General features: G+C 38.0%; 25 protein-coding genes and 5 pseudogenes. 13 read left to right on the forward strand and 17 right to left on the reverse strand.

The features are described from left to right. The first annotated feature begins 96 nt into the window (after positions 1-96). Both L655_RS0104855 and L655_RS0104860 read left to right on the forward strand, forming a co-directional pair. The gene (locus tag L655_RS0104855; protein WP_125825536.1) at positions 97-1,314 is read left to right on the forward strand and encodes an IS4 family transposase; all 1,218 of its coding nucleotides are present in this window, start codon (positions 97-99) and stop codon (positions 1,312-1,314) included. A gap of 24 nt (positions 1,315-1,338) precedes the next feature. Next, positions 1,339-2,397 (forward strand): annotated as a pseudogene (locus tag L655_RS0104860) (porin); the annotation flags it as partial. A 769-nt stretch (positions 2,398-3,166) separates the two neighbouring features. On the opposite strand, the gene L655_RS0104870 reads toward L655_RS0104860, so the two are convergent. From L655_RS0104870 to L655_RS0104880, 3 genes are all read right to left on the reverse strand, one after another. Next, entirely contained in the window at positions 3,167-4,048 is an 882-nt protein-coding gene (locus tag L655_RS0104870; protein ID WP_024604286.1) for an alpha/beta hydrolase-fold protein, read from the reverse strand. Between the two features lie 30 nt (positions 4,049-4,078). Further along, complete coding sequence (locus tag L655_RS0104875; RefSeq protein ID WP_024593948.1) at positions 4,079-4,690, reverse strand: MarC family protein; 612 nt, start codon at positions 4,688-4,690, stop codon at positions 4,079-4,081. A 167-nt stretch (positions 4,691-4,857) separates the two neighbouring features. Continuing rightward, positions 4,858-5,340 carry a GNAT family N-acetyltransferase gene (locus L655_RS0104880; protein WP_024604287.1) on the reverse strand — a complete coding sequence of 161 codons (483 nt, stop codon included), beginning with the start codon at positions 5,338-5,340 and terminating at the stop codon, positions 4,858-4,860. A 107-nt stretch (positions 5,341-5,447) separates the two neighbouring features. On the opposite strand from L655_RS0104880, the gene L655_RS0104890 reads away from it, so the two are divergent. Next, a complete protein-coding gene (locus tag L655_RS0104890) occupies positions 5,448-5,648 on the forward strand; it encodes a hypothetical protein (RefSeq protein ID WP_002962626.1) in 201 nt (66 codons plus the stop codon). A gap of 58 nt (positions 5,649-5,706) precedes the next feature. Here L655_RS0104890 and L655_RS0104895 read toward each other — a convergent pair whose 3' ends face one another. After that, positions 5,707-5,901 carry a CPXCG motif-containing cysteine-rich protein gene (locus L655_RS0104895; RefSeq protein WP_002962627.1) on the reverse strand — a complete coding sequence of 65 codons (195 nt, stop codon included), beginning with the start codon at positions 5,899-5,901 and terminating at the stop codon, positions 5,707-5,709. A gap of 281 nt (positions 5,902-6,182) precedes the next feature. On the opposite strand from L655_RS0104895, the pseudogene msrA reads away from it, so the two are divergent. The 5 genes and pseudogenes from msrA to L655_RS0104925 all read left to right on the forward strand — a co-directional run bounded on the left by msrA (position 6,183) and on the right by L655_RS0104925 (position 11,574). Then, positions 6,183-6,774 (forward strand): annotated as a pseudogene (msrA, locus tag L655_RS01000000125100) (peptide-methionine (S)-S-oxide reductase MsrA). 225 nt (positions 6,775-6,999) lie between these two features. Then, positions 7,000-7,915, forward strand: a pseudogene (locus L655_RS01000000125105) (2OG-Fe(II) oxygenase family protein). Between the two features lie 332 nt (positions 7,916-8,247). Beyond that, positions 8,248-9,510, forward strand: coding sequence for a hypothetical protein (locus tag L655_RS0104915; protein WP_029751605.1), 1,263 nt, complete (start codon positions 8,248-8,250; stop codon positions 9,508-9,510). Beyond that, on the forward strand, positions 9,510-9,950 hold the full coding sequence (locus L655_RS0104920; protein ID WP_024604289.1) for a hypothetical protein: 441 nt from the start codon (positions 9,510-9,512) through the stop codon (positions 9,948-9,950). The genes L655_RS0104915 and L655_RS0104920 overlap by 1 nt, the downstream gene beginning before the upstream one ends. Beyond that, the gene (locus L655_RS0104925) at positions 9,943-11,574 is read left to right on the forward strand and encodes a sensor domain-containing diguanylate cyclase (RefSeq protein WP_024604290.1); all 1,632 of its coding nucleotides are present in this window, start codon (positions 9,943-9,945) and stop codon (positions 11,572-11,574) included. Before L655_RS0104920 ends, L655_RS0104925 begins: the two co-directional genes overlap by 8 nt. A gap of 31 nt (positions 11,575-11,605) precedes the next feature. Here L655_RS0104925 and L655_RS0104930 read toward each other — a convergent pair whose 3' ends face one another. Then, a complete protein-coding gene (locus L655_RS0104930) occupies positions 11,606-12,028 on the reverse strand; it encodes a hypothetical protein (RefSeq protein WP_024604291.1) in 423 nt (140 codons plus the stop codon). A gap of 422 nt (positions 12,029-12,450) precedes the next feature. On the opposite strand from L655_RS0104930, the pseudogene L655_RS1000000127855 reads away from it, so the two are divergent. Then, positions 12,451-12,540, forward strand: a pseudogene (locus tag L655_RS1000000127855) (thiamine biosynthesis protein ThiC); the annotation flags it as partial. A 271-nt stretch (positions 12,541-12,811) separates the two neighbouring features. On the opposite strand, the gene L655_RS1000000127155 reads toward L655_RS1000000127855, so the two are convergent. From L655_RS1000000127155 to L655_RS0104955, 6 genes and pseudogenes are all read right to left on the reverse strand, one after another. Continuing rightward, a complete protein-coding gene (locus L655_RS1000000127155) occupies positions 12,812-13,255 on the reverse strand; it encodes a hypothetical protein (protein WP_125825541.1) in 444 nt (147 codons plus the stop codon). A 125-nt stretch (positions 13,256-13,380) separates the two neighbouring features. Then, positions 13,381-13,488: pseudogene (locus tag L655_RS1000000127160) on the reverse strand (transposase); the annotation flags it as partial. A gap of 111 nt (positions 13,489-13,599) precedes the next feature. Beyond that, a complete protein-coding gene (locus tag L655_RS0104940) occupies positions 13,600-14,607 on the reverse strand; it encodes a serine/threonine-protein kinase (RefSeq protein WP_158000941.1) in 1,008 nt (335 codons plus the stop codon). Further along, on the reverse strand, positions 14,604-15,056 hold the full coding sequence (locus L655_RS0104945) for a hypothetical protein (RefSeq protein ID WP_024604294.1): 453 nt from the start codon (positions 15,054-15,056) through the stop codon (positions 14,604-14,606). The genes L655_RS0104940 and L655_RS0104945 overlap by 4 nt, the downstream gene beginning before the upstream one ends. Positions 15,057-15,179: 123 nt before the next feature. Continuing rightward, the gene (locus L655_RS0104950; protein WP_024604295.1) at positions 15,180-15,749 is read right to left on the reverse strand and encodes a hypothetical protein; all 570 of its coding nucleotides are present in this window, start codon (positions 15,747-15,749) and stop codon (positions 15,180-15,182) included. Between the two features lie 264 nt (positions 15,750-16,013). After that, positions 16,014-16,601 (reverse strand): cold shock domain-containing protein, encoded by a 588-nt coding sequence (locus L655_RS0104955; protein WP_024604296.1) that lies wholly within the window; start codon positions 16,599-16,601, stop codon positions 16,014-16,016. A 416-nt stretch (positions 16,602-17,017) separates the two neighbouring features. On the opposite strand from L655_RS0104955, the gene L655_RS0104965 reads away from it, so the two are divergent. Beyond that, the gene (locus L655_RS0104965; RefSeq protein WP_024604297.1) at positions 17,018-17,599 is read left to right on the forward strand and encodes a trimeric intracellular cation channel family protein; all 582 of its coding nucleotides are present in this window, start codon (positions 17,018-17,020) and stop codon (positions 17,597-17,599) included. A 69-nt stretch (positions 17,600-17,668) separates the two neighbouring features. Here L655_RS0104965 and L655_RS0104970 read toward each other — a convergent pair whose 3' ends face one another. Both L655_RS0104970 and L655_RS0104975 read right to left on the reverse strand, forming a co-directional pair. After that, on the reverse strand, positions 17,669-18,178 hold the full coding sequence (locus tag L655_RS0104970) for a YetF domain-containing protein (protein WP_024604298.1): 510 nt from the start codon (positions 18,176-18,178) through the stop codon (positions 17,669-17,671). A gap of 91 nt (positions 18,179-18,269) precedes the next feature. Then, entirely contained in the window at positions 18,270-18,716 is a 447-nt protein-coding gene (locus L655_RS0104975; RefSeq protein WP_033011465.1) for a GNAT family N-acetyltransferase, read from the reverse strand. Between the two features lie 120 nt (positions 18,717-18,836). On the opposite strand from L655_RS0104975, the gene gloA reads away from it, so the two are divergent. From gloA to L655_RS0104990, 3 genes are all read left to right on the forward strand, one after another. Then, positions 18,837-19,364 carry a lactoylglutathione lyase gene (gloA, locus tag L655_RS0104980; RefSeq protein WP_024593600.1) on the forward strand — a complete coding sequence of 176 codons (528 nt, stop codon included), beginning with the start codon at positions 18,837-18,839 and terminating at the stop codon, positions 19,362-19,364. Between the two features lie 167 nt (positions 19,365-19,531). Continuing rightward, positions 19,532-20,161 carry a response regulator transcription factor gene (locus L655_RS0104985; RefSeq protein ID WP_024589303.1) on the forward strand — a complete coding sequence of 210 codons (630 nt, stop codon included), beginning with the start codon at positions 19,532-19,534 and terminating at the stop codon, positions 20,159-20,161. Further along, positions 20,148-21,746: an MASE1 domain-containing protein gene (locus L655_RS0104990; protein WP_024604300.1), complete on the forward strand. Its 1,599-nt coding sequence runs from the start codon at positions 20,148-20,150 to the stop codon at positions 21,744-21,746. The genes L655_RS0104985 and L655_RS0104990 overlap by 14 nt, the downstream gene beginning before the upstream one ends. Here the strand turns inward: L655_RS0104990 and L655_RS0104995 are convergent. The 4 genes from L655_RS0104995 to bioD all read right to left on the reverse strand — a co-directional run bounded on the left by L655_RS0104995 (position 21,743) and on the right by bioD (position 26,383). After that, complete coding sequence (locus L655_RS0104995) at positions 21,743-22,246, reverse strand: hypothetical protein (protein ID WP_241764449.1); 504 nt, start codon at positions 22,244-22,246, stop codon at positions 21,743-21,745. The two genes, L655_RS0104990 and L655_RS0104995, sit on opposite strands and share 4 nt — an antisense overlap. A gap of 684 nt (positions 22,247-22,930) precedes the next feature. Continuing rightward, the gene (htpX, locus tag L655_RS0105005; RefSeq protein ID WP_024604303.1) at positions 22,931-23,794 is read right to left on the reverse strand and encodes a protease HtpX; all 864 of its coding nucleotides are present in this window, start codon (positions 23,792-23,794) and stop codon (positions 22,931-22,933) included. A 212-nt stretch (positions 23,795-24,006) separates the two neighbouring features. Continuing rightward, entirely contained in the window at positions 24,007-25,578 is a 1,572-nt protein-coding gene (locus tag L655_RS0105010) for an FAD-dependent oxidoreductase (RefSeq protein WP_024604304.1), read from the reverse strand. A gap of 121 nt (positions 25,579-25,699) precedes the next feature. Continuing rightward, entirely contained in the window at positions 25,700-26,383 is a 684-nt protein-coding gene (bioD, locus tag L655_RS0105015) for a dethiobiotin synthase (protein WP_024604305.1), read from the reverse strand. Between the last annotated feature and the right edge of the window lie 36 nt (positions 26,384-26,419).

Here is a 26,419-nt window from a genome sequence, read left to right on the forward strand (position 1 = left end):
CTAAAGTATCCCCAGAATTAGCCTTTACATATCAATGAACTAACAGTATTAAAAAATGTGGGTAGTGAGGGAACATTCATGGTGTTTTGTGATCTTATGAATCGCTTAAAAACAACAGAACTAAACACCATGAATGCGTCTACTATTTTGCACAATATGCTCCGCGCTGTCACCCCTAACTCTATTCATAAAGCCAGATTTAATACTCTAGTCGCTGCCGTTAAATCTCTTTTGCACTGTCAGCAATGCACCTTGACGTCTATCGGCCGCAATTTGGATTCAAAAACAACTGAAAAACATGATATTAAACGTATTGACCGACTACTCAGTAACAATGAGCTTTTGCGTGAATCGATATCGGTTTATGTTCGCTTAACCCGTTTTGTGGTCACTGAAAAGCATCCCGTCATTTTGGTCGATTGGAGCCATGCTGATACACAAACCAAATACTGTATTCTGCGTGCCAGCATTGTCAGTGAAGGTCGCTCTTTAACCCTGTATCAGGAAAGTGCATTCAGCTTTCAATATCATTGCCCAAAAGTGCAAAAACGGTTTTTAAAGATGCTCAAACTGATCTTGCCGAGTGATTGCCGCCCCGTGATTGTGACGGATGCGGGCTTTAAAGTCCCCTGGCTCAAAGCCGTGCGGAACAATGGCTGGCATTATATTAGTCGGGTTCGTGGTACGGCACATTTGAAAACGCAGGACAGCGATGAGTTTATTCCATGCCAGTCACTATTCAAGAACAATCAGCGTAAGAGCCAGTATCTTGGCGCGACCGAGCTGACCAAAAGTGCAAAATATCAAACTCATGCAGTGTTGGTTGGCAAGGGACATAAGTTATTAAAAAGAGATAAAAAACGCGGTTATAAGGAGCCTTGGCTACTCGTTTCTTCTCTTCCAAAAAGACACCACTTTCTCGAAAAGGTGCTCAAGCTATATGGAATGAGAATGCAGATAGAGGCAGGGTTTCGAGACCAAAAAAGTGTTAGGTTCGGCTTAGGCTCAGATCTGCACAGAACGAACAAACTCTATCGATTAGACATACTTTTACTGCTCGCAACATTGGCTCATTGGTTCTCAATGATGCTGGGTGCTGTGATAGACAAAGCAGGAAAGACAGGGGCTTTTCAAGCTAACTCAAGCAAAAACAGGCGAGTAGTGTCATGGGCATTTGTTGGGTTGCGATACTTCAAAAAACAGTCCATTAAGCTGCGGCGGCGAGATTACTTGGAAGGGCTAGCCTATTTCGTACAGGTGGTAGTGCAACTCGATTGGAAAAATATGGATGTGAGTGATGTGATTGAAATTTAATAATTATTTTTGGGGATCCCTTAGGTTGTTAACGGTACTTCGCGCATTAACTTTGGATTTACCCGAAAGCTTAAGAAAGACTGGACCGCACTCGCACTCGTAGAATGGGGTGTAAACCCTGTTGGCAGCAGCGATATTATTTATAACAATCGTTTTGAGTCTATCCAGGATGAGTTTTTGTATAACCGTTTAGGTTACGCAGGGCTTTCGCATGAAAAGTACGGGCAACTAACTATTGGTAAACAATGGGGTGCATGGTACGACGTAGTTTACGGCACAAATAATAGCTTTGTATGGGATGGTAATGCGGCTGGTGTTTACACCTATAACAAAGACGATGGCGCTGTTAATGGCACTGGCCGTGGAGATAAATTAGTGCAGTACCGCAATAGCTATAACGATTTTAGTTTTGCAGTACAAGCACAGCTTAAAAACAGCGAATTTTATACCTGTGACGTAACCGACATTTCAGAAGAAGAATGTGAAGCAATTTGGAACTCTGGCGATAGTGCAGCCCAAGAAGTTGAATTTAATTACACATTTGGTGCGTCTGTAACTTATACCCCAACTAACATGCTAACACTTACAGCAGGTGTTAACCGTGGTGAGTTTGATTTAACGTTTGGCGATGGTTCTACTCGCAATGTTGAAGATTTAATTTATGGTGCAGGTATTATGTGGGGCAACATTGATGAGCCCGGCCTATACGTTGCAGCCAACGTAAATAAAAACAAAAACCACGACACAGATAACATTGGTCGCTTAATTAAAGACGCAATCGGTGTAGAAACATTTGCATCTTACCGCTTTGATAACGATTTTCGCCCTTTTATTGCCTACAACGTGTTTGATGCTGGTGATGATTACGTAATTCAGCCAAACTTTAACGCCGACCCAGACGATGTATTTAAGCGTCAGTTTGCTGTTATTGGCCTTCACTACTTAATTGACGAAGACACTATTGCCTACGTAGAAGCGCGTAAAGACTTTAGCGACTTTGAAAGCGATAACAAAGAGCAACAAGCACAAATGGAGCAGTCGGAAGATGACGGTATAGCATTTGGTTTTAGATATAAGTTTTAAATATAAGTTTATAAAACGACTACAACTTCCCTAAGCACAACCCTTTTAGCCCTTTTAACTGGGCTTTTTTTATTTTTCCATACTTTTTTCAATACTCGATTTTGCATTTAAGGCTATTTCAAAAAAGGCATTAACAGCCGCATTGGTATCTGCTTTTTTAATTTGTAATAGCACCATTCACGATGCCCCTATTTTTTACGTTTACCATTTTGCTGCTCATTACAATGAGCGAGGAAAACTTTAATTAATCACTCATAGTCCACACTCGGCATTTATAATTTTAGTGGATGTAGTTATCGCAGGCTTTATTATTTTGACTACCTCCTTGATTACTTTTTATAATTTGACTTTATTGCTAAGTTTAACGTTATAGAAATATTTAGTATGATGTGTTCTTTTGCTGTAAAGCCACCAGCCAACTTATATTAACTGCATTAAGAGTATAAAAAGAAGGTGAAACTATATTGAAATTGCAAAGTACTGACACTGCTTTTTACTGATCACAAATACCTAAGGCTGCTTAAAAGCAGTCACATATAGGTGTGGTATATGCTCATGGGTACTGACGGTATTCTAATTCAATAGTCATGTACTGTATATAAGAACAGTACATGTGATTGCTGTGAAAAAATAATTTAAACCTACCTTTCTTTGTAAGTCGTTAATAATATTGAACTAAGTAAAGTGTTATAAAGTTGATTCGTTATCATAAATAGATAAAACAACGATAACTGTATGTATATACAGTTATCACTTAAACCAATCTATCTTACTTTTTAATAAACGTACTATAACCAGCTAATGCCTTAGCCACACTAATTGATGGATTATCTGAATGCTCAGCACCTTTGTTTATATCACTTTGCCACACAAGGTTATTGTTAGGATTGGTTGATAAAGCGGCCTCTAAATTACTAAACGCTTTTAACATTAGCGGATGCTCTGCCCCGCCCACCGAAAGATATAAATAAGTAGGCGCCTTAACTTTGTTAGCTTGAGTAGTTAAAAACGCTTCTACATTATTAACCACTGTCATGTCGTCATACCAAGCCGCTGGGCTAAATGCAAAGTAGCCATTAAACAGTTCAGGCTTTGTATGCAGTGTATAAAGTACAAAGCTACCACCTGCCGAAAAACCACTTAATACACGGTTATTACTAAGCTTATATTTTGCCGATAAATACGGGAATAACTCAGTTTCAATAAACGCTAAAAACTTGTCGGCTTCACCATTAGGCTCTATAAGTGTTTCGCCCTCTGGGCGCGCTTGTGTATTTACATCTTGGCGAGCATAAGGAGGCACTAAATCGCGATTACGTGTATCTGTAAAAAACAAATTAGGAATAGACACCAATATAGCCTTATCCCCTTTTTCGCTTTTAGCTTGCTTTGTAAGTGCTTTGTCCCATGTGTCTAAATTAAAGTTACCATCGGTTTTAATAATTAACGGATACGCTTTTTTAGGATTGTAATTAGCGGGTAATCTTATAAACACTTTGCGCGACTCGTTAAGCACGCTTGAGTTAATTGTTACGTCTGTATAGGCCGATACATAATGGTTGTAATAACGTATGGCTAAAATACTGATAGCAAAAATGACTACGGCTAAACTTAAATTAATAAAATAGTGTTTTGTTATTTTTATTGCCATGCGGCATTCCTTTAAATGTTTAGGATTTATTTAATCGAGCTTAACCCATTGTTTTATTTCAAGCGCGGTCATAATAAGCTCAACCGAAAATGCGGCTAAAATCATCCCCATCACACGCGTTAAAATAGACGCGCCGCCAGTACCAATAAGCTTAATTATTTTACCCGAAAGCAGCAACAGTATTAAAGTAATACCCAACACACCAAGTGTAACAAGCGCTGTGCCTATTTGAGTAGTAATTGGGTGTATGTGGTTGTCGGTAAGTAGTATCACCGCCAAAATAGCGCCTGGGGTCGCCGTTGCGGGTATAGCTAGCGGAAACACTGCTATATCGTGATCAGGGTCTTGTTTAGCTTTGTTAGAATCGTTTCCAAATATCATTTGCAGGCCAAACAAAAACAATATAATTCCACCCCCTAACTGAAACGACACCAACCTAATTCCCATCGCATTAAGTATTAGCTGCCCTATTAAAATAGAACCCAATAGTACGCAACCAGCATAAAGCACCGTTTTAAAGGCTGTTTTACGACGTTGTTGATCTGTTAAATGAGAAGTAAGCGCAGCAAACAGCGCCATAGTGCCTATTGGGTCAATGGTAGCCCAAATAACAAGCGCATCTTGAGATAGTTTTTCTAGCATATAAAATCCTTGTTAAGCGTAAATATTTAATAAAACACGGGTAACAAATTCATTTGCTTACGCTTAACTATAATAGAAAGCCGTTATTTTTTGTATTTTATTTACACTTGAAGGCGTTGACCTTTCAGGATTGAAAAAAGATAAGCACTTATAATTGCCGTCTTTCGTTAAAGTGATTTATGCCAAATAGAATTTTCTCTTAAACTAAAACCTAACTTAATAAGTAAATTATGGGAACGTGCATTGTGTGCACTCACCTCAGCCGATAAATGTTTAAGCGCAATTTCCTTAAGTAGCGTTTCAATAAAACCGGTGACTACTTCAAACATTACACCTTTATCCCAAAAGTCAGGATGCAGCTCAAATCCTATAAACGCACTACTTTTACACGGGGTTAAATTATAAAGCCCACAAGTACCCATTAACTTTCCAGATATATTATGTTCAATTGCAACTCGAATTACTTCACCTTCGTAATATGCACTAATATCATCTTGTATTAATTGTTTGATTTGCGTTTTGCTAAGTGGTGTTTCGTAGTCGTTAAATTCTGACACGTGCGGGTGATTTAAAATATTAAATAAACACGCTGCGTGTTTGTGGGTAACTAAACGCAGCGTAACGCGCTCAAGCTTTGTGGTGTTAAACATTTTATTTAAGTGGTTATTTAAATTAGCTCTTTATGGGCACGCATTATTAACTTACCATACCCTATTAACAAGCATTATCTTTAAAGCAAAAAGAGTAAGAGAACGTAATGAGTGACGATTTTAAAGTAATACAACCCACTACCACAGTATATTGCCCAAAGCGCGGCGAAGGCTGGACCTTAACAGGCATTACTAATATTAACGAGTTTACCTCAGTAATGTTTGACGGCACACGCTATACGCTTCCAGCACGCGAAATAGTAGAAGAACTTCTTCCTAACCAATTAGCGCGTGAGCAAAATAGCTAACCAAACACATACACAGTAAAAAGGCTGCAATTTTGCAGCCTACTATCTAATCAACGAATTAAAATGCATCGTCTTCGCTGTAAACATTAACGTTTAGCTCGTCATCATTTTCAAATACCACAAACGAAATAGGCTTACAGCACACTTGGCAGTCTTCTATGTATTGCTCATCAATATCTGCTGCATCAAGTAATACTTCTATACTTTCTCCACAATAAGGGCAGCTTATTGATGTTTCTGTTAACTGGTTCATTTATCACCTGCTAATTTATATCACGAATGTTGTCACTTTAATGAACACGTAAGCATAATTCAACACCCCATTAAATAACGCATACTTGGCTAATCCAATTAAACCATGCTACTAACTTAAATAGTGATCTTGTTACTAGCCTTATCCCTATAAAACTTGTCAAAGCACAATATTTTTCACCATAGATAAATTAGTCAGCACTCTACAATGAAATTGTATTAGCACTTAGCGGGTCTAACTTTATAAGTATTTATAAACTCACAGTACAGATGGATAATTTTATGAAAAAATCACTTACGCTTGCATTAACATCTGCCGTTATTTTGTTTAGTACATTCTCCCATGCAGCTAAAACCGAAAAAGCCGTTCTAGCTGGAGGTTGTTTTTGGTGTATGGAAAGTGACTTTGAAAAGCTAGAAGGCGTAACCGATGTAATATCGGGCTTTACTGGCGGNAAACCCGACATACAATGGTAATCATAAAGGCCATTACGAGGCCGTAGAAATCACATACGATCCGGCCATAGTAAGCTATCAGGGCATACTTGATCATTACTGGGTAAATATCGATCCCTTTGATGCCAAAGGCCAATTTTGTGATAAAGGCCCTAGTTACTTAAGCGCTATATTTGTACAAAACGACGAACAACGTAAATTAGCCGAAAAAACAAAAGCAGCAGTAGTTGCCGAGTTCCCTAATCAAACTGTGGTTACACCTATACTAAACGCAAGCACCTTTTACCCTATAAAAGGGAGGGAAAGCTTTCATCAAGATTATTACAAAAACAATCCAATCCGATACAACACCTATCGTTGGCGTTGTGGTCGCGACAGCCGCCTAGAAGAAATTTGGGGCGAAAGAGCAACTCACTAGTATTTATTAAGCAACTAAATTACACCAACAAAAGGCTGCGTATTGTGCAGCCTTTTGCTTATCTACAAAGCTAGCTTTCTCTGCTTCAAAAAGTATACGAACCTTCATTATCAATAAATAGTATATTCTGTTTCCTAAAGCAGGCTGTTTATCTACTAAATCAAATACAATAAATTGCACTCCTAGATTGATATAAACAAAATTTAACAGCTGGAGTTACACAAAATGTTTGCCAACCAATTACAACTAGCGCGTGCTCTAGAGTTACCAACACGACAAGCCATGCTTCACCGTGAACCAGCAGTACAAAACTTTTGGATAAACAACACTGACCTAATTACAAACGCGTGGAGCGAATGGGAAGCAACATCAATAGATAGCTCAACGTTTACACTTGACGACACACTACTTGATAAAAACCTACGCGAAGCAGTAAAGCAAGCATGGGAAGATCCATCAAAAGAGCTAGCCGTAAAAGCGTTATTACACGAAGTAGCGCCTGATGTGTTTCAATTTCAATTTTTTGATCCTGAGCGCCTAGCTGTATTACGCGGATATTTAGAACAAGTATGGAATTCGCAAATTCCTATGCGCCCGCCATACGGCATAGTGTTAAATCGCCGTGGTGCCATGCTTGATAGCCGATCAGAAGGTTATTTAGCCGCGCCAAGCTTTCAAGCATTTTATAACGAAATACTAAACACTTATATGCGCCCTATTTCACGTATGCTGTTCCCGGAAGTTATGGGGTTTGATACACAAACATTTGGCTTTTCAATTTATTATGAGCCAAATACAGATTCATCAATTCGCCCACATACCGACGCATCAGCTGTAACGCTTAACATTAACCTAAATTTACCAGGCGAAGAGTTTACAGGGTCACAAGTGGACTTTTATCACCCGTACACAGGTGACATTAAATCACTTACCTTTAAGCCTGGTACTGCCATGTTACATCGAGGCAATATTGCACACGCAGCCAAGCCTATTACCAGTGGCGANGCGAACTAACTTTGTATTGTGGCTGTATGGGGAGCGCGGTCGATTACCAGCACAAGGTGCACCACGCATTCCTGTTGATGCTAAACAGCGCTGGACTAACCCTAACAAACCAAATGATGGCTACGCACCATTTTAAGTAAGCGCTTTTAACGTTTTAAATATATAAGGCTGCCAAATTTAAGCAGCCTTATAAAAATAAAGCTCATCCAGTAACCAACACGTTTTAAGTTTAGTAATATCAAAAAACCGCCCTATTCATAATCTATATTGTCGCCACTTATAACAATAGATAACACAAATTTTCCGTCTTGCTTTTCTTATGTCCCAGTACTTCGCTTAACAAAGTACAAAATTTAAGGGGATGTTATGTTTTTGTATTCAATTGATAAGCCACTGTAATGCTTAAGTTGGTAATTTAATAAATTGTGCTATCTTTTTACTATCTACATTATAAAAATACGAGCTAACATGTTGCTCCGAGGTACAATTGCCATAGCAATATTGGCAATTTCTGCTGCTAATAAAACCTATGCAAACGACACAGACGTGCAATTTAGTGGTTTTGCATCCTTAACACTCAGCTACACGGACGATTCAGATATTGGCTTTGCATCGAGTTATTCAAATGTCAACGAATCTGGTTTTTCAGCAACGCGAGATTCAATTTTAGGTGGGCAGGCTAATATATCACTCTCAAAAAATTGGGACTCTGTGTTTCAAGTAGTTATTCAAGATCATGCCTTTAAAAGCTTTGATAATTTTTTAGAGCTCGCCTTTGTGCGCTATCGCCCTACCCGTCATTGGGCTATTCGTGCAGGCAGGTTAAATAGCGACCTTTACTTACTATCGGAATACCCTTACGTAGGATATGCCTATTTATGGGTGCGCCCGCCTCATTCGTACTACTCGTTTGCAAACATTGCAGGAAATTTCGATGGTGTAGATGTGGAATACAGCAAAGCAATTAACGACGGTTTTTTACGTTTAAAGCTCGCATATGGAAGCTCAACAGCCAAGCTACAAGCCTATAATAACGACTTTTTTATTGATTTTGATAACTTAACCACCTTTAGCGCAACCTATACATTAGATGCATGGACTATGCGTTTTTCATTATCTAAATCTGATTTTGGTGACTATAAGTTAACCTCTTTAGATGAGTATTTAGCCGCACTCAACTCAATACCACAAAGTATATGGCCGCAAGCGCAAAAAATATCAAACAAATTTAACACCAAAGGTAACAGTATAGAATACGCCGCGTTTGGGCTTACTTACGATCACAACAATTGGCTAATCCAATCTGAGGTGGGTATTTCAGAATCCGATTGGATAGTTGCTCCGTCAGTTCTTAGTGGCTATATTAGTGCAGGTTACCGTGTAGATAACGCAATATTTTATACAGGTTTTACAGCGGCTAAACACCGACATGACGTAATAAAAGTAAACGATCCTGCTTTTCCGCCAAGCACTCCCGAGCAATTTTCAGTGCCTATACAACAACTCGCAGTTGCCAGTCAGTCTGCTGTTAAAGTTACCAATGTTCACCAACACTCAATTAACGTAGGCGTAAAATGGCAACTGTCTGAGCGCATAGCATTAAAAGCCCAGTTAGACCGCTTTGATATAAAACCTCAAGGCGCTGGCTTATGGAGTCTTAGCAACCCTTCAGATGTTGATGAGGGCCACAAAGTACATATACTTAGTCTAAATGCTAGTATGGTGTTTTAATGATGAGCCCTCGTAACTTTTTTATAACTGCATTGCTGCCCTTGTGCCTGCTTTTTATGAGCTTTTATGCTAAATCTACAGAGTTTGTAGTCGTGGTTAATAAAAGCAATGCGATTAACGCATTATCAAAACGAGAAATTATTGATATTTACATGGGCAGGTATTTAACTTTCCCTGACGGTGAGACCTCAAAACCGCTTGATTTGCCCGCGCAATCGACATTAAAAAACGACTTTTACTTAAAACTGGTTAATAAAGACGAGCAAAAAATAAATGCGTATTGGGCAAGGCTTTTATTTTCAGGGCGCGCAAAGCCACCCACGCCTTCAACATCGGTAGAAGACGCAATAAACAAAATAGCAGCATCACAATTTGCAATTGGCTACATTCCGCTATCGCAAGTTACAGATGCAGTAAAAGTGGTATACACATTTGATTAAAATTATTAGCCAAAAACTCTACATACGCGTCGCTATATCAATTGCGTTAGTTGCTATTGTTGTGTCTTTAGTCTCGTCTATGCTCTCTTATTACTCAGGCTTTAAAGAGAAAAAAAACACAAATTACCTACTTGTTCAACAGTTAGCGCAAACAATGGAAAAAACAGCCGCTATTGCCGCTTACTTAAATGACAAAGAATTAAGCCAAGAAATTATTAACGGCCTACTCAGTAACGACTTAGTGCAAGGCGCAAGCCTAGAAGGAGAAGTAAACCCTAAAGGAGAGATGGATTTATTTATTGCAAAAGGCTCTACTAACAAAAAAAATGAAGCTGTTTTAATTAAATTAGTTCACCCCTTTATAGAAGACACTTTTATAGGTGTACTCGCCATATACCCTGACGATAACTTTATTGAACAACAAGCACAGTCAGCGCTTATAAAAGAATTTATCTTAATGCTGATTCAATCCATTGTTATCGCATTTTTTGTATCGCTGGTAGTTCAGCGCTGGCTTACACAGCCTATTCAAAACCTAACCGACAGCTTTGCTAAAATAAATCCAAGCGAGCCAGAAACCCTTAAAATGCTAACCTTCAAGCAAGGCAAGCGGGACGAAATAAGCCGTTTAACCCAAGGTATAAATGCCTTAATGCACGAGCTACATTTAACTATTAGTAATGAGCAAACACTGCGTAAAAAAACTCAAGAGCTAGAAGCTAAATTTAGACTTATTTTTGAACAAGCCAGCGCAGGTATTTGTTTACTCGATGACAAAAACATTATCACCACCTTTAACCCTGCATTTAAGCATTACTTTACCGTACCCGGTGAAGAAGAATTACCAACCTTGCATTTTCCTGAGTTACTTAGCAATGTAGACGAATTACAATGCCTACTGGCAGATATTCGCTCTGCTAAAAACCCACCACAAACCACCTTAGATGTAGAGTGTAAAGTTGGCTATAAAACGGTATGGTTTCATTGTTTATTTGTAAGGTTAACAGACCAAAGAGATACCAAACGAAACCCCAAACAAGAGCAGCTAGTAGAAGTAATTTTACACGATGTAACCGAGCGCGCAGAACGCGAACAGCAAACCCGCTTTGAAGCCGATCACGACCCACTCACTGGCTTATTAAACCGACGCGCCGGTGAAAAACGCCTTAAAAAAGCACTACGTGAATATATTAAACATAATGAACATTTAGTACTAATGATGATTGATTTAGATAAGTTTAAACCCATTAACGACACCTACGGCCACGAAGCCGGCGATAAAGTGCTAATTGAAATAGCGCACAGATTTAAAACACTTTTTCACGAAAAAAACGATATGTGTATCCGCCTAGGCGGTGACGAATTTATTGTTGCGCAGCAAATTAAAACCTACGATAAAACGGCAACACAACAAAAAGCAATCGCCTTACTAAATGAGCTACAACAGCAGGTTAGTATTTCAAACACAAAAACATGCGCAGTAGGTGCAAGCATAGGAATTGCAATAGCCCCATATGATGGTAATGAACTACATCAATTAATGCACAACGGTGATAAAACTCTTTATCACGTAAAAGAAACAGGCCGAGGGAAAGTTGCCTTTTATGACGATATAAAAAATTAGATGGCGTGAATTAGTAACTACATAGTAAATGCTATAATGTTTTTATGGCTTTCAAATAGTCTTTATTATAAAAATAAGCCGCTAAACCAAAATAAGAAATAGCACCTAAATAAGCAACTGGAAAGTGTGAATATACACTGAGGTAAATAAGCAATAATATAAAAAACAGACTAATGCTAAAGCAAACCACTGCCAAAAGTCTGCCTAACCAACATATAGATTGGGCTGCAATATTTAAAACAAACAAGGTAATAGCACCAAGTATTACATACACTAAAGTGTTTAAATCTTCCCCATGCGCTAAACCATCTTCGGTATAGTACATCATGTAATGAGCAAGCGGAGTCAGTGCTAATAAAGCCCAGAAACCATAACTGCTCCAAGTTGATGAGACAAAATAGTTACTACCAATGTCAGGCGCAGGAAACGATGCTTTATATCTATTTTGGTTCATGTGGATTCCAGTTAAGCCGTTTTATATAAGTTGATAGCTAGGCTTTTATTAAAAACACAAAAGGCCAATAGATAATAAAAACTATCTGTATTATTGATTTTTATCAAAAAAATTACAACTTGATTGCACTACTAACCAAAATACAGAATAACAATTGTACTATTAGCAATTAATCAAAGTAATAAAAAATCTAATTAAAAAGAATATTGAACAATAAACTTTTCAATTGATAGAATGCCCTACTTTTTCCCATAAAGAGATACAATGGCAAACTTCAATACTCATCTTAATACTGCCGTAATCATCACAGGCTTAGCCTCAGCCACCTTATTATCTGCAGGACATATTGAATTAAAGGGCGATCTCCAGTTAAGTTGATTATCTCTTAACTGGGGTAGTCGAATCCATTAAACCACGTCATTATGCCATCAGGTGTTGCTGGTGCTTCGGGCATGATTGCAACGTTACTTTTAGCAATATGTTTGATTAGTCTTAACCGTAAACAAGACTAAGGCTTAATACCTTATTAGTAAGGTATTAAGTTAAGTAAGGTATTAAGTTAAATAATGTTTAAACATCGGCGTGTATTAGAGTGCTAATTCGCCGATGTTTTACGTTTAAAGTATACGCTCAGCGCATTCCTAGTTTGTTCCCTCTTAGTAATCTAAAGACTAACTCACAAAGAGGATATGAGGCGCTTCGCTTTTAGAGGGTAAAATAGCTTATATCAAAGCAATTCGACTAATTAAAGTTTTGATGTGTGAAGTCAAGATTTGACTTCATTTATTCTCGTAAATTCTTGTTACTTACGCTTTTTAATAAATCGAATTTCGTAATGATATAAACAGGTTCTTTTTTACATTCGACTTTATAAAGATATTGATTTTTAAGAAAATTAGTTTTTTCTTTTATTAAACTAATTTGCTCCCATGGTATTAAAAAACTCCTGAGAAATAGTAGAATCAACATTCGTTTTTGGCTTATAAATATACCTTGCTGAAATGATTTGATATTTAGCCAAGTCCGATATTCACTGTTTTTCTCACGAGAAATATTTGCCACATTCATCAAGTACATACTGCTTGATTTTAAAAGTGAGGAATCAGAAATAATTAAATTCGTTTTATATTCTCTAGCTAGTTTAGGGTAATACCCAATAATGCTTTGGATATAATTGACTAAAATATAGAACAATAAAAATAAAATTAAGCATATAACAAAGTCCATTTTTTAATACTCCGAAAACTTGCTCTGCACTGCTGACTAAGCTGAAATTAAGATGGGTGTCTTATTAATTGTTCTCTAACTTCGAAAAGTGCAAAATTTAGAGTGGGTGTCTAGTTAATTTGTTATGTAAAACGGTCTTCACCACATAAAAAAGCACGGCGTACGCAACGTGATATACAGTGATAGTACTTTGTATCAACCAAACTTACTTGACGCTTTCTTGCGATTGCCATAAGACACCCTGCTTGTTTTTTGCACTAAATAAAGGCTAGCCTCTAACTTCGAAAAGTGCAAAATTTAGAGTGGGTGTCTAGTTAATTATGATTTAAATTTAGAGTGGGTGTCTAGTTAATTATGATTTTAAAGAATTCTTCATCAACCGCTTCATCTGAAAGATGTTTTACACAATGGTCTTTCAATCGCCTGCCGTTTCTTTTGTAATCAATTGTCCAACCACTTCTTTTATGTATCTTTTCAATCTCAAAATTATCGCCATTTAATCCTACACCAACCCAAGTAGTATTGTTAAATGGGCTCCAGTCTATTGAAAGCACTGATTTCTCAAGAGCTTGTCGAAAATCACTAGCACTTTGATAGCGCTTATCTGGATTATTGTTAATGGCCTTATTTACTATTGCCTTAATTTTTCTCGGAACGTGTGGGTGATATTGTCTATCGGGGTATTTATTCCCTTTAACCGCAACCCGCCATTCGTCCATCGTTGAAAAGTTAAAAGCCATATCGGGGACGTTATTGATTAGACGGTAAAGAGTAATTCCCATTGCGTATATATCACTCAACTTGCCCATTGGTTCGCCATCTATTACCTCTAAAGGTTGATGTGGCCTATAACCCATAGTATCTGATGGGTCTACATGATAATCCAATGCCAAGCCGAAATCTGATAACTTTGCTTCACCATTATCCCCAAAAAGAATATTTCCAGGTTTTATATCTCGATGCAGGACATTACTATTATGGGCATGCTCTAAGCCCAAAAGAGCCTCAGATATTATTTTTAGTGATTCTTGAATCGATATAAATCGATTTTCTAGATGTTTTTGAATGGAACCTTTGGCTAAGTATTCCATTGCTATATAGACGCATGGAGTTCCTTCATATACAAAAACGTCAACTTCCTTAACATCAACGATATGCTTGTGTCGGCATGCTTCCAGTGTTTGAGCTTCTTTTACTGCCTCGACAAATTTATCTGGGTTAGCGACTTTGATTAGCTTTATCGCCCTATCTGCTTTAAGTAAAGGGTCATAAGCTTGGAAAACAAAGCCAAAATTTCCATTACCTAAAAATTCAATAACCTTGAATTTTCGAATTTTATCTGGCTTTTTCATAGTAAGAACCATGCCACTAATGCTGCATCTTTCGTTGGTTTGTCCCAATAAGGTGGATACTTCCCAAGGTTATCGTCTACATACTTGTAGACATCATCTTTCTTCGCAAGGCCAAACTTAGTTGCGTTAATTCCTTGGCTAGTAAAGTGGCTTGCTGTTATATTTCTCTTGTGACAACAGAGATTCAGAACGCCGAGAGGGAATAGTGAATTTTGAATCGGCTTAGTTGATTTTAAAACAAGAGGTAATTTATACCCCACTTGATTAGGACTGTGCTTATCAAGCAGTAAACATATTTGAGTTTCAAGCCAGCCAGACATATTTGTTACATCAAGGGCTTTAGGGTAAATAATTTTGTTTTTATCTAAGAGGGTTACATCATTACCATCTTTTTCAAGTACACAATATCTAAAGTCATTAGTAGTAAAGTTAAAACCTATATTTATCACGATATATCCTTGTGGCAATACTGAAGTGCATAACGCTCATTTAAGCAACTGATAATAGTTTGCTAAAATTTTGTAGCGAAGTGAAACTGAGCAAACTATTAGCGGCCCCGCTTTAAATTCTTGTTAGGAGTTTTGACTCATCAATGTATGTATTTCTTTTTTGAAGGCACTTGCTACAGGAGTTAACTGATCTTGAAATACTTTTACTGCATTTATCCATGCAGGTTGACCAGCATTAAAACCTTTAGAATTAACTAAGTTTTGAATATTATTAACACTACCCATCAGCAAACCTAAATTAGTTTCTAAGTCAGAGCTTTCATCAAAAAATGCAGAATACTGAAGAGTGTAATGCCTAAGATCTTCGTAGGCTTTAGCCATTTTTTTAGCTATATCAGGCTTACTTCCAAAGTTATAACTAGTTGATGGTACAACACACTTCTCAGCCCAAAAGATTAAATCCCCAACAATTTTACTAGCCTCTTCATAGCATATAGCTTTTCTTGTATATAAATGATTCGCTGCATGTGCCTCTTTAGAGAGGGAATTATTAATTAAAGCCATAGAGTCCACATGCACTCTATTCATTTTATTTTCAATTGTTACATGATTACGATTTAACCGATGAACACTGAATAAAAATAAACCCGAAAGCAATGTACCTAAAATTGCCGAACTAATTATAATTTCCATCGATACTCCATGATTTGATTAACTCCTTACAGCTTATTGAGCCCACACTTTGGGGTTTATAGCCCCCCAAAACGGCGTACTTTACGCTGTTCGATAATTACACCAAACAACTCGTTTATAAACAGACAATAACAATTGCTACTCAGTAGCTTTTGTTATTTAACCCCAAAACGACTTTTAATAATGTTATGGAACAAATTGTAAATAACCGCACTTGTACAGCAATTAATTCTATTTTTATTTAAGGCTTTATAGCTCTAGCCTTTAAAACCGTGAATCATTTTCACAAGGTTTTCCATCGCCATCCCCATCCATTTTTGTATTCGGGCAATTATTAATAAAATATACCGCCTCTTCTCGTGAGCGCATTTCAGTACAATATTGCCTGCCATCACACGTAAAATTTTGCGTGCTTTTAGGAATAACAAACTTCGGATATTGCTCATCAAAGGTGGCTAAATCACCATTGGAGGTAACGGGAGTTTGGCTGCTTGAGTGAGTGTTGTATTTATTAATCGTATAAAAACAAAGTGCAGCAATTAGCGCTATTGAGGCAACTTTACCTAAAAAGCTACTGGCAAAATTAGATTTGGCAATGCGGTGCTGCTGTTGTTTGTGTTTTTGATAAGGTGCTTTAAGCTCTGCAACGCCTTCTATGCAGCAGTTAATTGCTTTGGTTTTACCGTCGGGCTGTGTTGCCACTTCAAAGTAAATGGTGTCGCCCACTTTTGGCTTGCGGCTCATATGTTTGAGCGCTGAAATGTGTATAAAGGTGTCGTGCTCTAGGGTGTCTGATTTAATAAAACCAAAGCCCTTTTCGTCATTCCACGCTTTTAACAATCCTTTGTTCATGTATTTACCTGTGCTGATTAAGCTGCGATTACGCAAATTCCATTTAAGTTAAGAATGGTTAGTATACGTTCCTAAATTGCTACCGCGCAACCAAATATTCATATTAGGTTAATTTAAACACGCCAATTAGTTGGCAAAACACTTTACCATATAGGGAAAATACCGAGCTTTGATGTTTAAAATGCAGCAATAAAATAGCCTGTTTTATTTTATAAATTACGGCCATTTGTCCTTTATTCTACGACAGCTAACTTTTGCCAGCCGATTAGCCTAACATCTTGTTTACACACGGTTTTGTTATTAGTTATTTCTATCTGAATTAACCGTTTTTAGTACGATTTTTCATTCGTTATTTACTTAATTTATCTATACAATCCACACCTTATTTTTACGCACGTATTTTAAGTGATTATCTCATGCTATTAACGATTGTTTATATTATTGGTATTACAGCAGAAGCCATGACTGGCGCACTTAGCGCAGGACGAATGAAAATGGATTGNGGTGGTAGCGTACGAGATATATTACTAGGCAATTACCCGCTTACGTGGGTACAACACCCAGAGTATTTATTAATTACCTGTATTGCAGGTATTGTTACTACGTGGCTTGCTAAATGGGTAGTTAAATTTAAAGGCATTTTTATGCGCTTAGATGCGCTGGGTTTAGCTGCCTTTAGTATTATTGGCTGCCAAGTGGGGCTAAATATGGGGCTGCATTACGGTGTTTGTGTAGTGGCTGCGGTTGTTACTGGCGTATTTGGTGGGTTACTGCGTGATTTAATATGCCGCCAAGCGCCGCTTGTATTACATAACGAGCTATACGCGAGTGTATCGTTACTTGTTGCCTGTTTATACTTAGCGCTACACCATTATAATATTGACGACAACATCAGCATTATTGCAAGCCTTGTTGCAGGCTACTTAATACGTATGGCATCAATACGCTTTAAATGGCGCTTACCTACCTTTAGTTTATTAGAGCAGCATGCTAAATAAAAATAAGCTTTAATACAAAGTAAGGCAGGTTATACCTGCCTTAGTTCATATAACTATTGGCGTATTAATTTAATGCCCGCTTACATCGCTTAACGCGGTTTTTAACCCACTGTTATTTTGCTTAAGTACGCTAAAACTGCCATCGGTTTCTAGCACTACTGCGGCTACATCTTCTATGGCTAGTATACCAGCGCCACGAATAGCGGCGCGAATTTCTGATTTTGTTACCCGCTGCGATTTAAGTGCAGCAGTGCAGTATTCACCATCACTCAGTAAAAGCGTGGGTTCTGCTTTTATAAGTGCTGCAAATTTTGACGAGCGCACACTAAGCCACGTAATAATATATTGCAGCCCAATTAATACTACAAAGGCAAGTATGCCCTCAAACAGCGGAACACTTTTTGAAATAATAACAGACGCTAATATAGAGCCCAGCGCAATGGTGACTATAAAGTCGAACACATTCCACTTTGAAAGCGTACGTTTACCCGATATACGCAGCCAAAACACCAGTGCAATATAACCCAGTACACCTATTGTAAGTACACGTAATAATCCCTGCATATCATCATAAAACATAGTGGTTCCTTGCTATTAAAGGTGGCAATTAGCTTTTGCTTATAACCCTACATGGCGCTAAGTTAAATAACGATGAATAAAGTGCCTGCATCTACTTTGTTAGTTGTTTTACAAACTTAATTTTACTTAGCTCTGTGCTTTGATTATCAACGTAGCCACAAACGTGATAACCATTAGTGATTAGCATAGTCAGCATTTGAGGAAACCGGTTCATCGATTTAACGTGTATATTGGTAAAGCCTTTTTCATAAGCCCACTTTTCTTGTTGGACAAGTAATTTTTTAGCAATACCTAATCTACGATAGTTAAAATGCACTCCACCCAGCCAACTATAAAATTGTGTATTAGATAGCTCATAGCCAATTTTAAAACCAACTAATGTATCTTCTTTATGTGCTACTAATATCAATGTTTTTTTGTTTTCTAAACGGTTACGTAAAGTGTCACTATCAATAGCTGTTAGTAGTTCAGGGATATATTCACTCACTGCGGTTACATCATCAATGGTGCCTGTAGTTATAGTTATAGTTATAGCCATAAAATTCCTTGTTTTTATTATATGATTTGACCTAGACAGTTTAAATTTAAACTACGGTTGATTATGATGGTTTAAGCATTAAATCTTTATTTTCGCTTTATCATTTTTGAAAGGATCACCATGTCTAACTATAACGAATCTCCAGAACAAGTTGAACAGGCCACTCAAGGCTTTGTTATGCAACAAACTATGTTACGTATTAAAGATCCAAAGCCGTCGCTCGAATTTTACCAAAATGTATTAGGTATGAAGCTGTTAGGTAAGTATGATTTTCCTGGTATGAAGTTTACGCTTTACTTTTTAGGCTACGAGCAAGAATTGCCACAAGGTGATGATAAAACTAAAGCAGAATGGGTGTTTCGTCGCCCTGCGCTAATTGAGCTTACCCATAACTGGGGCACCGAAACCGACGACAGCTTTGAGGGATACCACAGTGGTAACCAAGAACCTAAAGGATTTGGGCATATTGGTATTAGCGTACCGGATGTTTACGAAGCCTGTGAGCGCTTTGCAAAATACGATGTTGAGTTTGTTAAAAAACCAGATGATGGCTCAATGAAAGGCTTAGCATTTATTAAAGACCCTGACGGCTACTGGATTGAAATACTATCTGCCGAAGGAATTACTGAGATTATTCTTTCTCAGTAATAATAAGCTGCCGTAAAAAGATCTTAGTTGTAATCTCCACCAGCAACTAATTACCAATTTAGAACCACTGGTTTTGTTACCTTGCTTTTAAGTGAGGTAACCCATTTAAAACGTTTAGGTAATTAGTTACCCGCCCCGCTGTATTTTAAGCATAAAAGGAGATTTAAATGCTCATTGGTATCATAGAAGATCATCAATTAGTAAGAGACAGCTTTAAAAAGCTTTTAGAGTTACAACCAGATTGGAAAGTAATTATTGAAGCCTGCAGCGTAACAGAAGCCAAGCTGGCTGTAGAGCTTGAACAACCTGATATATTTATTGTTGATATATCGCTTAACGGCACTGAAACTGGCCTTTCTTTTTTATCGTACCTTGAAGAGTTTTTCCCCCATATTAAAAGTATTGTTGCCTCCATGCACGACCACGAACCTTATGTAAGCAATGCTTTGCGATTAGGCGCTTTGGGTTATGTGTCTAAGCGTTCTGCCTCTGATGAACTAATAGATGCAGTTAAAGCGGTCGCTTTAGGTAAAAGGTACATTAGTGAAGACGTAAATTTTTCGATGAGTAGCGAAAATTTAGCATTAACGGTGCTTACTAACAGAGAGCTTGAAGCCCTTCCGTTATTTTCTAAGGGATTAAACGCTAAACAAGTTGCGCAAATACTCGAAATAATGCCTAAAACAGCACATGTACACAAAGCAAACATATACAGCAAACTTAATGTTACGACCTCGTTTGAACTGCTAAAAATTGCAATTGATGCGGGAGTAATACAGTTAGATGAACTTACCTAACGTTTCTTCTTTATCTAATGTTAGTTTTACTACCGCATACAAAGAGGTAGCTAAACAGTTATTGGTGGGGCTAATTTACTTTATTGCTTCACTCGCCACTTTTTGGGTTAGCCAAAACCTTGAAACCGTACCCGAGAGCAGCGCGATATTTATTCCCGCAGGCGTAAAAATTGCGTTTTACTTACTCACTCCAACACGCTATTGGCTCACCTTATGGGTTGTATCGCGAGCTTTAGCTGCACAGCTTGGTTTAACATACAGTGGGGTTTGGGAGTTTGATTTATTTCATAGCTTTTGGCAGGAACTTTGCTTTATAGCGCTTGTTTATATGTTTAAAAATAGCCGTTGGCCGCCAAGCATTAACGACAGCCTAGGTATACTTTCGTTAATACTGCTTTGTGTTGCAAGTACATCTATAAAGTGGTTTTTGTTTGCCAGTGCGTTTGAATTTACAAATGTATTAGTTGCTAAAGAGCTACTGCAATATCAGTTAAACATGTGCTTAGGCGATATTACTGGCTCATTGTTAATTGCCCCTTTCATTATGTTAATTTACGATTCTAAATACAGCTTTAACACAGTCAGGCTCACTAAATTATTTGGCCTAGTAGCCACTTTGGTGTGTTTTATATTAATTGTATTTTTTGTCTATGCGGTTCGCCCAGACACCTACCCGCTATTAAGGCTTGCATCGTTATTACCAATTATTTGGTTTTCATATAAGTATGGCTCGTTAGGCGCTGTAAGCAGTGCAGCGCTAATTAACGCGTTAATAATTGTTGAAGCAAGCATTACGCACGAGCCTAGTAATACCTACATTAGCCAGTTATTTATTTTAGCAAACGCAATTACCAGTATGGTTTTAGGCGCTGCAATTACTGAGCTTAAACGTAAAAACAATGAGTTAAAGCAAACCAATAAAGAGCTTAAAGAGCAGCTAACTCAAAACATGGCGCTGGCTGCCAAAATGGTGTCGGTGCAAGAAAACGAGCGAAAGCATCTTTCGCAAGAGCTGCATGACGAATTAGGGCAGAACCTAACGGCATTAAAAACAGATTTAGCTATTTTGTCGCACCTCAGTAACGAAGATACCCAATCGTTTGTGACTACATTAAAAAACAATGCTAATTCGATGTATGACTCTGTTTATCAATTAATGCATTATCTTCGCCCGCGTGAGCTAGATGAACTCGGTTTAGAAAAGGCAATAACACAAGGGCGACTAAAAAGCTTACTGCACAAGGCAAATATTAAGTATCAACCACAATTTAAGTTAGATAATAGCCTTTCAAAAGATCACGAAATAGCTATTTACCGAATTTGCCAAGAAGCAGTAACCAATTGTATGAAGCACAGCAATGCCAGCAAACTGATTATAAATATAATAAACAGCGACGAATTTATTGAGTTAACAATTAGCGATAACGGGACTTTAGTAACCCCAACAGATAACTCAGGTCACTACGGTTTAGCGTTTATAGAGGAGCGCACTACGGCATTAGGCGGCACTTTTAAGGTGTTTAAACAAAATGGCTTTACCATTAAAGTAAAGCTGCCTTTGAGTTTTGATAGCGCAATTAACTAGCAAACATGAACTTGTTTGGTATAAAATTTTTGCCTTAATTGGCCTTCGTCAAGGTGGTCGGGATTAACTTGGATCTCGGCTTGATTACCTAATAGCTGTAATAGCATTCCTTTTGATATTAGGTAGTTGCCTAAACTTGATTTTACAATGACTTCTTTGCCTATGGCTTCTTGTAAGCGTGGCGTAGGTAAGCTCGGATGGCTAATTGGTTTTAAGCCCTCAGCTGAGGTAAATAAGTTTATGCAATGCTCTTTAGCTGCAACAATACTTTCGTTTTTACTTTTAATCACATCTACATTATTTAAAAAATGAATTAGTGCTTGGTTAGCCCGATCAAACTCTGCTGATACGTCATCTATATTTCGGGCGGTTGCCCATTTTCGCACAACTATGTATTCGTTTTTTTTAACACGAATTAAGCTTATTGAGGCTCCGGTCATTCTGCTATTCCACTCAATGCGGTAGCAATTAGTTCCTACGCTGTGAAGCAACACGCTCATGCTTCCAAAATCCTTTGTACTTTCATCAATCAAGCTCATTTTCGATCCCTCACTTGCAAGTTACAAGGAGTGTATAAACGATTACTTAAGTAATAAATCATCCATATTCTTAATCGCTCTAGGAAAATGGCTTATATAAATTTTGGATTTAGTGGCTTGCAAGTCAATAACTAATATTACATATAAAAAAGCGAGTGGTTTAGCTAACTGCTAATAATTAATTTGTAAGTGATTTATAGCTTATTTATAAGCCCAGGCATCGGTTATTGTTACTTGGCAATTGTTATAACTGGCCGCTTGTTTTTGCGCAATACCTCTTACTCTAAAGTTTGTTGAGTCATTAGGAAGTATAATTAGGTCTTCGTGGGTTATTGATAGCGTATCGACTAGCGTGTTTTGATCTGTTAAAAAATCGACCTTAAACTTTATATTTTTAAAGGTGAAGTCCGACTCGTTTTTTACCTGCCCTATGCATGCAACATACAATGCATCGTTTTCATTTTTAGTATTAATTTGGCTTACATTAGCGATTAAGTTTTTTTGTGCTAGCTTAAAAAAGTAACGATTTTATAACGCAATACAAATAACTGTATATAAATACAGTGCGTGCGATTTTAGCATTTTAACGTAAACATAAAAAAGCCAGCGGTTAAGCTGGCTTAGAATATTTACTAACTTACATAGTTACTTGCGTAGTGCGTCTATTCGCGCATCAAGCGGCGGGTGCGATGAAAACAGCTCAGCAACGACTTTACCACTTGCAATACCAAAGGCCATCATAGAGCCTTCTAATTGCGAAGGATGGTTTTGCTTTAATCGCTCAAGGGCGGAACGCATTTTGTCAGCACCAACTAGTTTTGCTGCGCCGCTGTCGGCTGCAAACTCACGTTTACGGCTGTAACTTGCAACCACTATGCTTGCTAGTACACCAAATAATACTTGGAATAACATATCGAATAAAAAGTATGTCCAGCTACTGCCGCCCTCTTCTTCATCGCTATTAATAAAGTTATCTACAATGCCTGCCAGTACTTTTGCGGCAAATATTACAAAGGTATTTACCACGCCTTGTATTAGCGTAAGCGTTACCATGTCGCCGTTAGCCACGTGCGATACTTCGTGGGCAAGTACGGCTTCGGCCTGATCTTTGGTCATGTTGTGCATTAAGCCTGTGCTTACTGCCACTAACGAGTTGTTTTTACTTGGGCCCGTTGCAAACGCGTTCATTTCTGGGCTGTCGTAAATAGCCACTTCTGGCATTTTGATACCTGCTTTTTGTGCTTGCGCAGATACCGTTTGTACAAGCCAATGTTCGGTTTCGTTTCGAGGCTGCGTAATTACGTGCGCGCCTGTTGATTTTTTAGCGATCCATTTCGACATAAATAACGAAATAAACGATCCACCAAAACCAAATACTGTGGCTATAAGTAAAATTCCGCCAAGGCTACGATGGCTTAAGCCCAGCGCACTCATTATTATTGAAAGCACTACACCTAATACCAACATAACCGCTAGGTTAGTTAATAAAAACAAAAATATACGTTTCATATTGTCCTCACAAAAATAGGTTTGATCACCGAACATAAAATTAAATTAGGTTAAAGCAACCACTGCGTTATGACACACTATGTCATAACGTTAGCGCTATTCTGTGACAAACTATGTCATAACACAAGTGTTATTTATGTGTTTATTGATAATTTTTTTAAGAAGTGTTTTACAGCAAATTTAAGACTAAAGTTTCTTTATAAATCAGTTTATTACAAGCTGTTATTAAGCTCTGCCATATCAATTGGAAAACCACGCTCGTGTGCCAATATGCGTGCAACTTCGTCAATTTTTTCGCCGCTATTATGTTTAAGATACGACCATTGGTGGGTACTGCGGTGATGATTTACAGCAGGATCGCTACTTATTATTCCTAATTTTATAAACTCACCCACTATTTGATCTGCCGCTATTAACGTTGACGATGCTTTAACATTTTCGGCCCGTGCATAACTAATATGCGAATATAAGCTTACATCGGCTACGCGCAAGGTGTCGTCATCACCCGGGATTTGTTGCCCGCCATACAAGGCATTATTTTGTGTGCTAGCAGTTTTAAATGCAGGGACAAACTCGGCTACATAATCAATTGCTGTTTGGGTACGTGTTTGCAATGCTGCTTCATCCCAGCCACCTTTAATATAATGCAGGTATTTATTAGGAAGTTTAGGCTGTGCGCTCATTGACGTGGCATCAGCTAAGCCATCATTAAACAATGTAATGTTGTTATTCATGCCATGTATTTGAAAATACCCGTTAGGGTAAGGCGTTAACTGCGCCATGCCCTCTGGCGTACCACGGTTACCATAAATAATTATTTCGGGTATTTGCCCACCAGCACCTTGCCAATGAGTAATGTAAGAGGCTTTAAATTCAACCATGCGTTTTACATCTACCCCAACGAGGTCGTCAATAATACCGGTTTGAAAACCACACGCATTAATTAGGTAATCTACCTCAATGGTTTGTGTATTAGTTGATGTATCAGGTTGTTCATCAAGGCTTGGCTCTGATTGGTATTCAATGCGCCACTTAAGTGTTTGCTTATCATTATTGGTATCTATAACTGGCGATACGTTTTTAACACTGGTGCTTGTTAAAACATGAGCGTGTTTGTACTGTGCAAGGGCTAGTTGTGCACTGGCCGATAAACGAAAAATATTCCAACCATATTCTTGTGCAACAATAAGCGGAAACTTTAGCTTATCTAAATCTAAATGCTTAGCAACGGGTATCATCCACTCATCTAATGACGTGGGCTTGGCTACTTGTTTTTGCTTAGCAAGCTTTAGCATTTGCTTATAACTATATAACTGAAAATAATGCTCAGGCTCGCCTAACACTTTATTAGCGCTGTCTTGCTCTACAAGCTCGCTGTAGGCTTTTACTAATTTATTTAAACGCGGAAATAAATCTTCCGGTGAGTCGTCATCGCGCTTGGGTACGGCAAATACTGTGGGGCGAACATCGATGGTGTGAGGATAAAGGCGTGCAATATCTATACATTGCTTGAGTAAATCTATGCAGTCTTCGTCGGGTATTTCACGATATAAGTTGCCACCTGCGTGCAAATGACACATTGGAGGGCCATCAATTAACGACTTTTTCTTTTCAAGCACATAAGTTTCTAACCCTAACGCAGCAAGTCTAATGGCTATTGTGGCGCCAGCTGTGCCTCCACCTATTATACCTACGCGTTTTTTAGGTAAGCCATAGTTTAGTGCTTTTGGCTCAGCGCTTACGTGCGCATCTGGGGCGTAGTTTTCAATAAATGGGGGCGTCATATAGTCGTTATGTCCTTAGTAACATTGTTTTTGAGCAAGCTTTGTATTTATAAACGTTTATATGTGTACTAAGGCTGACTATTTCAAGATTTACCTAAAAAAGTAACTTTTTTAAAACCACTTAAGTATTTATAGATAACGCACTAAACAAGCTTTTGTATATTTGTAACTTAGGCGTTTGCTCGCTGTAAGGGCTTATGGCAAGTATTGGAAACGGTAAACGTGCTTTTAGTGAATCAAGGTTTGCTTGGTACTCGTCCATATTTTTATCTACTTGATTTGCAATCCAGCCAACGCAGTTTATACCCATGCTTTGCATATGCGCAGCGGTTAGTAATGCATGATTTAAACAACCTAGCTTCATGCCTACAACGAGTATTACTGGTAGCTGCTGAGCCTTTACCCAATCGTATAAATAGTCTGTATTATTAATTGGTAGTGCCCAACCACCCGCGCCTTCGGTAAGTATGTAATTAGCACCCTGTTGTTTTACGTTTTTATAAGCATCACTTAGTTTATCAATAGTAATACTAACCCCAACTTTCTCCGCTGCTATGTGCGGCGCAATAGGCGGTGCAAACGCAAACGGATTTACTACGTCGTATTTAGCGCTCACTGTTGCGCTTTCCATTAGTATTAGGGCATCGGCGTTTACTAATTGATCGAATGCCATTTCGCAGCCAGCAGCAAGGGGTTTAAAGCCAATGGCTTGTTTTTTGTGTTGGGCAAGTAACTTTAATAGCAAACTGGTAACGTGGGTTTTTCCGGCATCGGTGTCGGTGCCTGTTATAAAAAATTCTTTCATGCGTTGCCTTATGATCTGAATCTAAGTTTGGTTTAA

The sequence above is a fragment of the Pseudoalteromonas sp. TAE79 genome, from assembly GCF_000498015.1.
Classification (GTDB): Bacteria; Pseudomonadota; Gammaproteobacteria; order Enterobacterales; family Alteromonadaceae; genus Pseudoalteromonas.